The 13384-nt window shown below is 58.0% G+C and carries 17 protein-coding genes; 12 read left to right on the top strand and 5 right to left on the bottom strand.

Annotated elements, in window-relative coordinates; all coding sequences use genetic code 11:
* Positions 1-38 precede the first annotated feature (38 nt).
* Complete coding sequence (locus ACYVIA_RS04665; protein ID WP_460838344.1) at positions 39-1226, bottom strand: MFS transporter; 1188 nt, start codon at positions 1224-1226, stop codon at positions 39-41.
* 138 nt (positions 1227-1364) lie between these two features.
* Between ACYVIA_RS04665 and ACYVIA_RS04660 the strand changes: the two genes are divergently transcribed.
* The 3 genes from ACYVIA_RS04660 (at position 1365) to ACYVIA_RS04650 (ending at position 3794) form a co-directional block, all read left to right on the top strand.
* Positions 1365-2213: a ferritin family protein gene (locus ACYVIA_RS04660; protein WP_460838343.1), complete on the top strand. Its 849-nt coding sequence runs from the start codon at positions 1365-1367 to the stop codon at positions 2211-2213.
* A gap of 73 nt (positions 2214-2286) precedes the next feature.
* Complete coding sequence (gene rfaE2 / locus ACYVIA_RS04655) at positions 2287-2763, top strand: D-glycero-beta-D-manno-heptose 1-phosphate adenylyltransferase (RefSeq protein WP_460838340.1); 477 nt, start codon at positions 2287-2289, stop codon at positions 2761-2763.
* A gap of 11 nt (positions 2764-2774) precedes the next feature.
* A complete protein-coding gene (locus tag ACYVIA_RS04650; RefSeq protein WP_460838338.1) occupies positions 2775-3794 on the top strand; it encodes an asparaginase in 1020 nt (339 codons plus the stop codon).
* Between the two features lie 101 nt (positions 3795-3895).
* On the opposite strand, the gene ACYVIA_RS04645 is transcribed toward ACYVIA_RS04650, so the two are convergent.
* Genes ACYVIA_RS04645 through ACYVIA_RS04635 form a run of 3 tightly spaced genes read right to left on the bottom strand, consistent with a single transcriptional unit; the run spans position 3896 to position 5453 of the window.
* Complete coding sequence (locus ACYVIA_RS04645; protein WP_460838336.1) at positions 3896-4414, bottom strand: copper chaperone PCu(A)C; 519 nt, start codon at positions 4412-4414, stop codon at positions 3896-3898.
* A 31-nt stretch (positions 4415-4445) separates the two neighbouring features.
* Positions 4446-4916, bottom strand: coding sequence for a tRNA (uridine(34)/cytosine(34)/5-carboxymethylaminomethyluridine(34)-2'-O)-methyltransferase TrmL (gene trmL / locus ACYVIA_RS04640; RefSeq protein ID WP_460838334.1), 471 nt, complete (start codon positions 4914-4916; stop codon positions 4446-4448).
* A gap of 9 nt (positions 4917-4925) precedes the next feature.
* Positions 4926-5453, bottom strand: coding sequence for a ComF family protein (locus ACYVIA_RS04635; protein WP_460838332.1), 528 nt, complete (start codon positions 5451-5453; stop codon positions 4926-4928).
* A 273-nt stretch (positions 5454-5726) separates the two neighbouring features.
* Here ACYVIA_RS04635 and ACYVIA_RS04630 point away from each other — a divergent pair, with 273 nt between their 5' ends.
* The 7 genes from ACYVIA_RS04630 (at position 5727) to ACYVIA_RS04600 (ending at position 11736) form a co-directional block, all read left to right on the top strand.
* A complete protein-coding gene (locus ACYVIA_RS04630) occupies positions 5727-6680 on the top strand; it encodes a methyltransferase domain-containing protein (protein ID WP_460838330.1) in 954 nt (317 codons plus the stop codon).
* A 434-nt stretch (positions 6681-7114) separates the two neighbouring features.
* Complete coding sequence (gene coxB / locus ACYVIA_RS04625; protein WP_460838328.1) at positions 7115-8275, top strand: cytochrome c oxidase subunit II; 1161 nt, start codon at positions 7115-7117, stop codon at positions 8273-8275.
* 19 nt (positions 8276-8294) lie between these two features.
* Positions 8295-9890 carry a cytochrome c oxidase subunit I gene (gene ctaD, locus ACYVIA_RS04620; RefSeq protein WP_460838326.1) on the top strand — a complete coding sequence of 532 codons (1596 nt, stop codon included), beginning with the start codon at positions 8295-8297 and terminating at the stop codon, positions 9888-9890.
* 34 nt (positions 9891-9924) lie between these two features.
* Entirely contained in the window at positions 9925-10032 is a 108-nt protein-coding gene (locus ACYVIA_RS04615; RefSeq protein WP_460838324.1) for a cytochrome oxidase small assembly protein, read from the top strand.
* A 1-nt stretch (position 10033) separates the two neighbouring features.
* Positions 10034-10600, top strand: coding sequence for a cytochrome c oxidase assembly protein (locus tag ACYVIA_RS04610; RefSeq protein WP_460838322.1), 567 nt, complete (start codon positions 10034-10036; stop codon positions 10598-10600).
* Between the two features lie 14 nt (positions 10601-10614).
* Entirely contained in the window at positions 10615-10830 is a 216-nt protein-coding gene (locus ACYVIA_RS04605; RefSeq protein WP_460838320.1) for a DUF2970 domain-containing protein, read from the top strand.
* A gap of 48 nt (positions 10831-10878) precedes the next feature.
* Positions 10879-11736, top strand: coding sequence for a cytochrome c oxidase subunit 3 (locus ACYVIA_RS04600; protein ID WP_460838318.1), 858 nt, complete (start codon positions 10879-10881; stop codon positions 11734-11736).
* Between the two features lie 60 nt (positions 11737-11796).
* On the opposite strand, the gene ACYVIA_RS04595 is transcribed toward ACYVIA_RS04600, so the two are convergent.
* Positions 11797-11997: a twin transmembrane helix small protein gene (locus ACYVIA_RS04595; RefSeq protein ID WP_460838317.1), complete on the bottom strand. Its 201-nt coding sequence runs from the start codon at positions 11995-11997 to the stop codon at positions 11797-11799.
* Positions 11998-12090: 93 nt separating this feature from the next.
* Here ACYVIA_RS04595 and ACYVIA_RS04590 point away from each other — a divergent pair, with 93 nt between their 5' ends.
* Positions 12091-12804, top strand: coding sequence for an SURF1 family protein (locus ACYVIA_RS04590; protein ID WP_460838315.1), 714 nt, complete (start codon positions 12091-12093; stop codon positions 12802-12804).
* Complete coding sequence (locus ACYVIA_RS04585) at positions 12791-13381, top strand: SCO family protein (RefSeq protein ID WP_460838314.1); 591 nt, start codon at positions 12791-12793, stop codon at positions 13379-13381. Before ACYVIA_RS04590 ends, ACYVIA_RS04585 begins: the two co-directional genes overlap by 14 nt.
* Positions 13382-13384: the final 3 nt, after the last annotated feature.

The following is a 13384-nucleotide window of genomic DNA, read 5'->3' as shown; positions in this document are numbered from 1 at the left end:
TACCTGTATGCTCGTCTGCTACAAGCGCTTCCAGCGAGTCAGGCTTTGCGTATCAAAAGCAGAAGCAGCGCAAGCGACGCAAACACTGCACCGGCATGGAAGGTTGCTGCCGCACCGAGCTGGTCCCACAGTGCACCGGCGAGCACGCTGGCGACCAGCATGGCCAACCCGCTGGCGAGGTTGAACAGGCCGAACGCCGTGCCGCGCAGCTGCGGCGGCGCCGTATCGGCCACCATCGCAGCCAACAACCCCTGTGTGGCCGCCATGTGCAGACCCCAGAACACGAGCCCGGCACCGACCCACGGCAGCGCGCCGCTGTGAGCAAGAATCAGGTCGGCGATCACCAATGGCACGATACCGGCGATCAGCAATATGCGATGGCGCATCGAGTCGGCCAGTTTTCCCAGCGGATAAGCGCAGACGGCATACACGATGTTCATCGTCACCAGCACCAGCGGCACGAGTGCTAAGGCGAGACCGCCTTGCTGCGCGCGCAGCACCAGGAAGGCTTCGGAGAAGCGCGCCAGGGTCAGAACTGCGCCGATGCCCACGACCCACCAGTACGCCGAAGGCAGCAGCTTGAGCGCTGCACGCGAAATGGGGAAGTCGACTTTCCCGGCAGGTTTTTCCTTCTCCGGCTCCCGCACGCCCACCATCAGCAGCAGGACGGCCAGCATGCCGGGAATGACTGCCACCCAGAACACCGCACGGAAATCGTTCGCCCATAACAGCATCAGACCCATCGCCAGCAGGGGGCCGACGAAGGCGCCGACCGTGTCAAGCGACTGGCGCAGCCCGAATGCCGCGCCCCGCACCGACGGATCGGTCACGTCGGCAATCAGTGCATCACGCGGCGCACCGCGTATGCCTTTGCCGATACGGTCAATAAAGCGCGCGCTCAGCACCCATCCGACGCCCGTTGCCACGGCGAACAGCGGTTTGGTCAGTGCTCCCAGGCCATAGCCGAGAACAGCAAGCCATTTGCGCTTGCCCACCCAGTCGCTGAGCACGCCGGAAAAAACCTTGGCAATTAGCGCTGTCGCTTCGGCGATGCCTTCTATCAAGCCGACCGTCATGGCACTTGTTCCCAAAACAACGGTCATAAACACCGGCAGCAGGCTGTGGATAATTTCTGACGAGATATCCATCAGCAGGCTGACAAAACCCAGGACCCAGATAGCGCGGGGGATGTGAACCGAAGGCGTTGACGGGTTCATCTCTTGCATGATCGACGCTCTTGTCGGGAATTGTTGTGGAGCAGTGCCGCATGCCCCGCCCACTGTGTGGCAAGTTGCTGAGGGCAACTTCGTGTTTTTGCTTTTGTTGGTAGAATCAAGAACTTAACTCAATTGTGAAGGTGTGTAATGCTGTACCCAGAACTCTTCAAGTCGCTCGAACAAGTACGCTGGAACATGGAAAAAGACATTCCATGGGATCAGTTTGATGCTTCCAAACTGACAGATGAACAAGCACAAACAATCCGGATGAACGCCATCACGGAATGGTCGGCCTTGCCGGCCACGGAAATGTTCTTGCGGGATAACCGTGGCGACAGCGATTTTTCTGCCTTCATGTCCGTCTGGTTTTTCGAGGAACAGAAGCATTCGCTGGTCCTGATGGAATACCTGCGCCGCTTCCGTCCCGACCTGGTGCCGACCGAAGAAGAGTTGCACAACGTACGCTTCGAGTTCGACCCGGCCCCGCCGCTGGAAACCCTGATGCTGCACTTTTGCGGCGAAATCCGCCTCAACCACTGGTACCGCTGCGCGTCCGAATGGCACACCGAGCCGGTCATCAAGCAAATTTACAAGATCATTAGCCAGGATGAAGCCCGTCACGGCGGCGCCTACCTGCGCTACATGAAAAAAGCACTTGCCGAAGCCGGCGACACTGCCCGCGCCGCCTTCGCCAAGATCGGCGTACTGATGGCATCCGCGCGCCGCACCGAAAAGCCGCTGCATCCGACCAACCTGCATGTCAATCAGGCACTGTTCCCGAATGATACCGTGCAGAGCCGCCTGCCGGATCCCGACTGGCTGGAGCGCTGGCTCGACGGGCAGATCCGTTTCAACGGCGAGTGGGAAAAGAAAGTGGTCGAACGCATCCTGCACAACATGTCGCTGCTTCTCGAGCGCACGTTCGAATCGGTGCAGGACCTGAACCGCTATCGCAAGGAGGTGACGGCCCGCCTTGGCCAGGCGCAACCTGCCTGATCGCTCTTTTCGACCTTCGCCAGCGTTACACTAGAGGCCGCAAGCACATCGCTTGCGGCTTTTTTATTTCATCATGCCCAATTTCGAAAACAAGATCTGCGTGCGCAGCGACTTGCAACAGCGCGTCGCCCAATTGCCGAAACCGGTCGTGCTGACCAACGGCGTATTCGACATCCTGCACCGCGGTCACGTAACTTACCTTGCGCAGGCGCGCGAACTCGGTGCGTCGCTGGTGGTCGCAGTCAATACTGACGCATCGGTCAAGCGCCTCGGCAAAGGCGATGACCGGCCGGTAAATACCTGTGAAGATCGCATGGCGATACTGGCTGCACTGGAGTCCGTGAGCATGGTCGTGCCTTTCGATGAAGATACTGCGCTCGAAGTTGTGCAGGATGCGCGCCCGGATATCTATGCAAAGGGCGGCGATTACGACATGACCGCCATCCCGGAAGGCCGCGCCGTTGCCGTGTATGGCGGACGCGCCGTTGCCATCGACTTCGAGCACGACCGCTCGACCACCAAGTTGTTGTCGAAGGTACGCAACACTTGAGGGGACCCATCATGGATGCCGCGCCGCACTTCGCTCCTCTTGCGGAAGTCACGCGCGCAGACCATGTTGAATCGGTGCACTTTGGCGCCATTGCCGTCGTCAACACGCAAGGCGATCTGCTCTATCACGCGGGTAATCCGAACTTCCTGACCTTTACCCGTTCCACGCTCAAGCCTTTCCAGGTGCTGCCTTTCCTCCGAGACGACGGACTCGCCCGTTTCGGCTTCGGCAGCCGCGAGCTTGCGTTGATGTGTGCCAGTCACTCCGGTGAGGAGATGCACACCGTCATCGTGCAAGAAATGCTGGCCAAGGCTGGTTGTGAAGAGCATGATCTGCGCTGCGGCTGCCATGTGCCAAGTCATTATGCGGTTGCGGGCAAACAGCCTCCGCCTGACGCGACATTCAATCAGCTGCACAACAACTGCAGCGGCAAGCATGCCGGTTTTCTTGCCTATTGTGTGCAGCACGGCTTGCCTCTTGATTCATACATCGATCAGTCACATCCCTTGCAGCAGGCCGTCCGGCATGAAGTTTCCGGCATTGTCGGCATGCAGGAAGCGGATTTGAAAATGGGCGTCGACGGCTGTTCCGCGCCTAATTACGCGCTGCCCCTGGCGCGGCTCGCCTACGCGTATGCGCGGCTGGCGCAAGGCGGCAAGGATCCGCAATACGCAAGCATGACAGGAGAACTGTTCGGTGCAATGACGGCGCACCCGGAACTGGTGTCGGGCACGGGTCGCTTTGATCTCGCCTTCATGCAGACGGTACCCGGTGACTGGGTAGCGAAGGGCGGCGCAGAAGGCGTGCAGGCGATTGGCATCCGCTCGGCGGGGCTTGGGATTGCGGTGAAGGTCGCAGACGGCAACGCGCGCGCTTTGTATCCGGCTGTCCTGTCCGTCATGAGGCAGTTGACGCTGTTGTCCTCCACGGACGGAACGCCGCTTTCGGCGTGGGAGCGACCTCACATCACCAACTTGAGGGGAATCCGCACCGGCGAGGTGCGCGCAGCGGTCAGTCTTGTCAAAGTCTGACGCTTGCAGCCTGCCGGTTTGCGTCTGTTCAGTGTCAGCAATAGAGCGGCGCCGAGAGCATGCGCCGCTCGCTCACATCTGATTTTTACAACGGAACTCGCTTATTGGCCGTGTCGCATCCCCCCTTGCATGCCTCCTTGCATGCCGCCACCATGCATGCCGCCTTGCATCCCGCCCTGGATATTGCGGACGACAGCCGTCACTTCCGTCTTGCCCGATTTCTCAAAATTCAATGTGATCGGGAATTTGTCACCCTCCTTCAGCGGTTTCTGCAGGCCCATCAGCATCAGGTGATAACCGTCGCCCGGTTTCATCACCAGTGTCGAGCCAGACTTCAGTTCGATGTTGGACACTTCGCGCATCTTCATCACGTTGTTGTCCATCACCATCGTATGGAGTTCCACCGATTTTGCGACCGGTGTCGAGGCGCCGACCAGCTTGTCCGCTTCCTTGCCCTTGTTTTCGATGGTGACGAATGCGCCACCGGCCCGCTGTTGCGGCATCGTCGCGCGCGCATAGGCCTCCGAGATGACGAGATCCTTCAGCTTGAATTCCTCCGCGAGTGCAACGGAGCTGGCCAGGAGTGCTGCTGCGAATGTGAGTGCGGTGCGAAATTGCATGATGCTCCCTTCTGTATTGAGGTTGAGGAAATTAACTGCCGCCGGCAAAACCATTCTGCCGCCAGGCTTCGTACACGACGACGGCAACGGTGTTGGACAGGTTCAGGCTGCGGTTGTCCGGCCGCATCGGCAAACGAATCCGTTGGGATGGCGGGAAGGATTCACGCAATGACGGTGCGAGCCCGCGTGTCTCCGCGCCGAATACGAAAACATCGCCCGGATGGAACGCAACAGACGTAAAGGGTGTCGAGCCATGCGTCGTCAACGCGAACATGCGTGCCGGATCCGGCGATTCACTGGCGATGAAGGCATCCCAGTTCCGATGCACTTTCATCGTTGCATAGTCGTGGTAGTCGAGTCCGGCGCGTCGCATTTTTGCGTCATCCAGCGGAAAGCCGAGCGGCTCGATGAGGTGCAGTTGTGCGCCCGTGTTTGCGCAAAGACGAATCACGTTGCCGGTGTTCGGCGGGATTTCGGGTTCAACCAGTACGACGTGAAACAAGTGTGCTCCTTACTTCAATGTGCGCGCGAACACGAAGTTCGTCACGCGGGCGGCGCCGAAGCGTTTCAGCGTTGCGGCCAGCTCATTCAGGGTTTCGCCGGTGGTCATCACGTCGTCGACTACGCCGATGTGCTGGCCGCGTATGTGATCGATGGCACTACCCTCGACGAGGAAGGCATTGCGAATATTCTTGTGGCGTTCGTCCGGATGCAGCAACGCCTGCGCGCGCGTATCGCGCAGCCGCGACACCACCCGCGCATCCAGCCGGATGTTCAGGGTGCGTGATAGCGGCTTCGCGATTTCCAGCGCCTGGTTGAAGCCGCGTTCGGCCAGGCGCCGCGGGCCGAGCGGAACCGCTGTGAGCAATGTCGGCATTGCGGACGCTTGCGCCTGAGAGACGGCATCGGCAAGCATCCTGCCGAACAGCGGTGCCAGAGCGAGCCTGCTGCCGAATTTCAGCCCCAACACCAGTTGGTCAACCGGTGCTGCATAGTCGGTTGCAGCGACAGTGGCATCAAATGCCGGCGCGCGCTGCATGCATTCACCGCAGGTATTTCCGGCAGAGGCGGGCAAGGGCAGGGCGCAACAGGAGCAGCGATGTGTGCGGCGGAGGAAAAACTGCTGATGGCAGCCATCGCAAAGCGGTTGCTCACTGCGCCCGCCGCATAATGCGCAGCATGCCGGCAACACCGCAGGCAGGCGGTGCAAGGCATGTTGCGACCAGAGACGTAGACGGGAGAGCATGGAGCAGGCAGGTGTTCAAGCGTGTAAACTGCCCTCATTATCGCATTGCCTACCCCGGATTTCCTCGTGCCATTACCTCCATCTTCTTCCCCGTCTTCCGACCGCGTATCCAGTGCCCCGATTGACCTGGGCCGCGTTCGCACTCTATTTGCCTCACCGCATCGTGTTGCGGAGTCGAATTTCCTGCGCCGGGAAATTGCCGGACGCATGCATGAGCGGCTTTCGCTCGTGAAAATCAAGCCGCAATACGTGCTGGATGCGGGTTGTGGCGAGGGCGCCGACCTTTCGGTGCTGCAGGAACAGTATGCGGAAGCGCAGGTGCTCGGTCTCGACGGTTCGCCAGCCATGCTCGCCACGGCAAGCGATCGTCAACGTTCCGCCATGTCGTCGATGAACCGCCTTCTGACAAAGTGGCTACCCGCCAAACTGGGAGCGGGAACTGCGCGGGGTTCCGGATTGCTCTGTGGTGATTTCGCACAAATCCCGCTGAAGACCGGTTCGGTTGATTTGCTTTGGTCGAACCTTGCCCTGCACTGGCATCCGCAGCCGGATCGTGTGTTTGCGGAATGGCGGCGCGTGTTGCGCGTGGATGGGTTGCTGATGTTTTCCTGCTTCGGTCCAGACACCTTCAAGGAGGTCCGGTCCGCCTTTTCCGCCATTGATGCCGCGGCGCATGCACTCGCTTTTGTCGATATGCACGATTTTGGCGACATGCTGGTCAATGCTGGTTTCTCGACGCCGGTCATGGACATGGAAACAATCACGGTCACCTATGAATCCGTCGAGAAACTGATGGCAGACGTGCGAGCCTGGGGCGGGAATCCGCTGTTAACGCGCCGCCAAGGCCTCCTCGGTCGAAAGGCATGGAAGAGCGCGATTGAAGTTCTTGAACGCCGCCGCCGTGCCGACGGCAAGATTTCCCTCACGTTTGAAGTCGTGTACGGGCATGCGTTCCGCCCGGCATCCCGGGTAACCGCCAATGGCGAGGCCATAATCCGCCTTGACTTTGGGAAAAAATGATCTAGATCATTGCATTTAGTAAATATTTGTGCTTGCTAGTCTGATCAATTCGGACTTATACTGCCCGAGCTTTCTTGTGTTTGCAATAACTGCACGACACATTCGGGCGCTACCCCTTCCCCTCCCGTAGCAATGGGTCTTTGGGCGTAACACTCGCTGGCGCGTTGCGCCGTCCATGTGTGTTGCAGTTTTGCCCTGCACATTGCCTCACGTCTTTTGAATTGCGTAGTTGGACTTTCCTCAGGTTGCACTGCTAGCTGCAGCCCGTTGTTGCGCGGAATCAAGTCGCGGCTACTTGACAGGCATAAGACGAGAAGTTCCAAGTTGGCCGGTTTTTAACAGAATGAAAAACATTTGAGCTGGCGCAGGACTCATGTCGCGTGCTGGCCTCAAAAAGATATAACTGCATTCCAATTTTTGGTTTTGGGGAAACTATGAGACTTGCGAAGCGCCTTCATCCCATCTTGTTCGGTGCATCGCTCTTGGCGGCGGGCATGCCGGCATGGGCGGTAAACGACAGCCCCGGCGGTCCGGCCGTGCGGCAAATGACCTTCCAAGAGCCGGTCACGAGAATCGCCGAAGAAATCTACTCGTTGCACAACCTGATGCTGATCATCTGCCTCGTGATCTTCGTGGCGGTCTTCGGTGTGATGTTCTATTCGATTTTCAAGCATCGCAAGTCTGTCGGCCACAAGCCTGCGAGCTTCCATGAAAGCACTGCAGTCGAGATCGCGTGGACGGTAGTGCCGTTCCTGATCGTCATCGGCATGGCGCTGCCCGCGACGAAGACCGTCGTTGCAATGAAAGACACGTCCGCTGCCGACCTCACCATCAAGGTCACCGGCATGCAGTGGAAGTGGGGCTACGACTATCTCAAGGGTGAAGGTGAGGGAATTTCCTTCCTTTCCGCGTTATCGACGCCACGCGAGCAGATCGTCGACGCCAGCAAGGTCAAGAACGATAACTATCTGATTGAGGTGGACAATCCGGTCGTTGTGCCCGTGAACAAAAAAGTCCGCCTTGTGTTGACCGCCAACGACGTCATCCACGCGTGGATGATCCCGGCCTTCGGCGTGAAGCAGGACGCGATTCCCGGTTTCGTCCGCGATACGTGGTTCCGTGCAGAAAAAACCGGTGTGTATCGTGGGCAGTGCGCTGAGCTATGCGGCAAGGAACATGCGTTCATGCCAATCGTCGTCAACGTCGTGACTGCCGAAGAGTACAAACAATGGGTTGAGGGCAAGAAAAAGCAAATGGCCGCCATGGCAGACGATCCGAACAAGACCTGGACCGTCGATGAACTGAAGCAGCGCGGCGAAAAAGTGTATGCAGCTAACTGCGTAGCCTGCCATCAGGCAAACGGCAAGGGTGTCCCTGGCGCGTTCCCGGCTCTCGATGGCTCTCAGATCGTGAACGGTCCCAAGGACGCCAACCTGAACATCGTGATGAATGGCAAGGGCGGCATGCCGCCGTGGAAAGGGGTGCTGTCCGACACGGAAATCGCCGCAGTCATTACCTTCATACGCAACAGCTGGTCCAACAAGGCCCAGGAAAACATTGTTCAACCGGCTCAAGTGCTGGCTGCGCGCAAGTAATTGAAACAGGGAGATTGAGATGAGCACCACCGCAGTCGATCACGCACACGATCATTCTCACGATCACGCGCACGACCACCCGCATGGCTGGCGTCGCTGGCTCTACGCAACCAACCACAAGGACATCGGCACGTTGTACCTGTGGTTCTCCTTTGTCATGCTGCTGTCCGGCGGCGTACTGGCACTGTTGATCCGTGCCGAGTTGTTCCAGCCGGGCCTGCAATTGGTGAAGCCGGAGTTCTTCAACCAGCTGACCACGATGCACGGACTGATCATGGTGTTCGGCGCGATCATGCCGGCCTTCGTCGGCTTCGCCAACTGGATGATCCCACTGCAGATTGGTGCGTCGGACATGGCGTTCGCGCGCATGAACAACTTCTCGTTCTGGCTGCTGCCGCCGGCTGCGATTCTGCTGATTGGTTCCTTCTTCGTTCCGGGCGGTGCTACGGCGGCAGGCTGGACGCTCTATGCGCCGCTGTCTACGCAGATGGGGCCCGGCATGGACATGGCCATCTTTGCGGTACACATCATGGGCGCCTCGTCCATCATGGGCGCGATCAACATCATCACCACCGTCCTCAATATGCGCGCGCCTGGCATGACGCTGATGAAGATGCCGATGTTCTGCTGGACCTGGCTGATTACCGCCTACCTGCTGATCGCGGTGATGCCGGTGCTCGCCGGGGCAATCACGATGACGCTGACTGATCGCCACTTCGGCACTTCGTTCTTTAACGCAGCAGGCGGCGGCGATCCAGTGATGTACCAGCACATCTTCTGGTTCTTCGGACACCCCGAGGTGTACATCATGATCCTGCCGGCCTTCGGCATCGTGTCGCAGATCATCCCCGCCTTCTCGCGCAAGCAGTTGTTCGGCTATGCGTCGATGGTGTACGCGACCGCGTCCATCGCAATCCTGTCCTTCATCGTCTGGGCGCACCACATGTTCACCACCGGCATGCCGGTGACCGCACAGCTGTTCTTCATGTATGCAACGATGCTGATCTCCGTGCCGACCGGCGTGAAGGTGTTCAACTGGATTGCGACCATGTGGAAGGGCTCGATGACCTTCGAGACGCCGATGTTGTTCGCCGTCGGCTTCATCTTCGTGTTCACCATCGGCGGGTTCACCGGACTGATCCTCGCTGTTACGCCGATCGATATCCAGATGCAGGACACCTACTATGTGGTGGCGCACTTCCATTACGTGCTGGTGGCCGGTTCGCTGTTTGCCTTGTTCGCAGGCTTTTACTACTGGGGGCCGAAGTGGACTGGCTTCATGTACAACGAAGGCCGCGGCAAGTTCCACTTCTGGGGCTCCATCGTCACGTTCAACATCACGTTCTTCCCGATGCACTTCCTGGGGCTGGCCGGCATGCCGCGTCGCTATGCGGACTATCCGGCACAGTTTACGGACTTCAATGTGATTGCGTCGATCGGCGCATTGGGCTTCGGCCTGATGCAGGTGTACTTCCTGTTCGCCGTTGTCCTTCCCGCCATCAAGGGTGGTAAACCTGCGCCGACCAAGCCTTGGGACGGTGCTGAAGGCCTGGAGTGGACTGTGCCAAGCCCGGCGCCGTTCCATACCTTTGAAGTGCCGCCGACCGTGAAGTGAGGATGTGGCGGGCAAGCGCCCGCCCGACATATATATGCCAGATCCGAAACATCCGAACAACCTGAGAACGGCGCTGATCCTTGCGTCCATCGCGGTGATGTTTGCCTTGGGCCTCGTCGTAAAACGCGTTTGGTTTAGCTGATATGGAACATCCCGAACAACACAGCACGCAGGCCCGCACGCTGAACGCGCAAATGCTGGGCAAACTGCTGGTTATTGCAGTCATGATGTTCGGGTTCGGCTACGCACTGGTGCCAATCTACAAGAAGATCTGCGAAATCACTGGCGTGAACCTGTTGACGCAGAAAGACGCCACGGTCCAGGAGGTGGGCAATACGCAGATCGACAAGACGCGAACGGTCACGATCGAGTTCGACGCGACTGCGCAGGGACCATGGCGCTTCCGCCCCACGGTTTCGAGCATGCAGGTGCATCCTGGGGAGATGACGCAAGTGGTGTATGAGGTGGTGAATACGCAACCGCGCGCCATTGATGCCCAGGCGATTCCCAGCTACGCCCCGCAGCAGGCAGAGGCCCATTTCAAGAAGATGGAATGCTTCTGTTTTCAGCAGCAGACGCTTGGTCCGAACCAGGCAAAACAGATGCCGGTGGTGTTCTACATTGACCCGGCGCTGCCCAAGGACGTGAAAACAATCACGCTGTCGTACACGTTCTTCGAAATAAGCGGGCCGGGCAAGAAGGCGAGCTGAAGCAGGATGACGGGATGAACGAATCGAAGAAACCGGCGCAGCGCAAGGCATCGTTCGGCGCCACGGTAAAGGCAGTGTTCTGGTCGTTTTTTGGTGTGCGTAGAAAAAGCGACTATGAAAAGGATGCGCAACAGCTCAATCCGGTGCATGTGATCATTGCTGGCCTGATTGGTGCAGCGATATTCGTTGTGACGCTGATCCTGATAGTAAAAAGTGTCGTCGCGCAGTAAGACCGCATTGAATATTTAATATCTGATATTTGTTTTGGGGAGATGGAGATGAGTTCTCAACACGCCAAGGCGCCGCACTACTTCGTACCCGGCCCTTCCAAGTGGCCTGTCCTTGCAGGCGCATCCTTGCTGGTCACCATGGCTGGCGCATCAGCGTGGGTCAATGGCATTGGTTGGGGCAAGTATGCCAACCTCATCGGCCTTCTTGCACTGATCCTCGTGCTGTACAAATGGTTCGGCGATGCCATCGCCGAATCGGAAGGCGGCCTCTACAGCAATCGTATCGATGTCTCTTATCGCTGGAGCATGAGCTGGTTCATCTTCTCCGAAGTCATGTTCTTTGCGGCCTTCTTCGGGGCGCTCTTTTATGCCCGTAGCGTGACGATGCCATGGCTTGCCGACCTAGATCACAAGATTCTTTGGCCTGACTTCGCGCCGCAATGGGGCAACACTCCTGCGGGAACTGTCGAACCGTTTGCCAAGATGGGGCCGTTCTGGATCCCAACGATCAACACGGCGCTGTTGTTAACCTCCGGTGTCACGCTGACCATTGCGCACCATGCGCTGCGTGCCGGCCACCGCGGCAGCACCGCGTTCTGGCTCGCCGCAACGATCATTCTCGGGGCGGTGTTCATGGGCTTCCAGGCGTATGAATACATGCATGCCTACAGCGACCTGAACCTCAAGCTGACGTCCGGAATCTACGGTTCCACCTTCTTCATGCTGACGGGATTCCACGGCTTCCATGTCACGATGGGGGCCATCATGCTGTCGGTGGTGTTGTATCGCGTGCTGAAAGGGCACTTCACGCCGGACAATCATTTCGCCTTCGAAGGTGCGGCATGGTACTGGCACTTCGTCGACGTGGTATGGCTCGGCCTGTATGTTGTGGTGTACTGGCTGTAAGGTAGAGTAAAAAAGAAAAGCCGCACTGGGTGCGGCTTTTTTTACCGAACTGATGTTGCCTCAGCGAATACCGGTCGGTTGGATCCACCCTTGGCTATATGCCACAAGGATCAGTACGAAGAGCGTAATCGAAAACCCGACGCGAAACGCGAGTGCTTTGACAGTACGGTTACTCTTGCCCCTGTCACGCATCAGAAACACGAGCGCGGACCCAAGGCTGGCAAGAATGAGGGCGAAGGCGATGGCGACGAGAATTTTCATGGTGGCGGGTTATTGTCGAGTTGATGCAGATTGAATGCGTGCACACATCGTCGCCGCAAGTGCGGTAAGGCGCAATAAAGAAAAGATATTGTAATGCGAACGAAATTCCGATTCCGCTGGATTCCGTTCTTGGCCGCGACTATTGCATGTGCGATTGGTATTTCCCTTGGTCAGTGGCAGACACGACGTGCTGCGGAAAAAGAATCGATCGAAGCAAAATTGACTGCACGTGAATCGGCAGAGCCGGTTCGCCTGGCAGGAGCAACAGAGTCCGTTGAGGATGTGGAATATCGACGTATTTCCGTGGAAGGTAACTTCCTGAGGGAGTGGACCGTGTTTCTCGACAACCGTCCATACAAGGGCGCAGCCGGCTTTTACGTGCTCACACCGATGAAACTTGCTGGCTCCGACCTACACATACTGGTGGCGCGAGGATGGGTGAAGCGTGATATTGCGGACCGTACGAGAGTGCCGGAAATCGCCACGCCAAAAGGCACCATCGAAATTACGGGCATCGCCAGGCGGCATGTCGGTCAAGTGCTGCAACTCGGGACACCCGAGCCACTTCGATCCAACGCCATAGTGCAAAACCTGGATGCCGCACAATTTGCCGACGTCGCAGGATTGAAGATGCTGCCTTTCATTCTTCAGCAGACGACGGACCTGCAGGACGGTCTGGTGCGTGACTGGCCGCGCCCGTCAACCGGAGTAGAGAAACACCGTGGCTATGCCTTCCAGTGGTATGCGCTGGCTGCGTCCGCATTGCTATTTTTTGTTGTGACAGGATTTCGACGTGGAACAAAGTAAGCAACAGAAGACCGGCCGCTGGAAGCTCTTCGCTGTTCTCGCAGTATGCGCCTCTCCAGTAATTGCTTCCTATCTGACCTATTACGTCATCAAGCCGCAAGGACGAACGAATTATGGTGAGCTCATCGACCCGCGAGCGCATCCGATGCCGGCACTCGCGGCCACGACCCTCGATGGAAAACCTGTCGCGCTGGAGTCCCTCAAAGGCAAATGGATCATGCTGCAGGTTGGCAGTGCCGACTGTCCTCCCGACTGCGAGAGGCGCTTGTATGAGATGCGGCAATTGCGCCTCGCCCAAGGCAAGGAGAAAAACCGTATTGAACGGGTCTGGCTGATAACAGACAACAAGCCTCTCGAAACGATGTTGATGCGCGAGTACGACGGCACTTACATGCTGCGCGTCAAGCCGGAGACGGTGGCAGGCTGGTTGCCCCCCGATACGGGCACAGCGGTGACCGACCATATTTACATGATCGACCCCTTGGGTAATCTGATGATGCGCTTTCCGAAGGGGGGCGACCCGAACAAGGTCAAGAAGGACATCGCCAAGCTCCTGAAAGCATCCCGCATAGGATAAGTC

Source organism: Noviherbaspirillum agri (assembly GCF_054780595.1).
The sequence above is the reverse complement of the archived record's forward strand: the minus strand, read 5'-3'. Positions and strand labels throughout refer to the sequence as shown.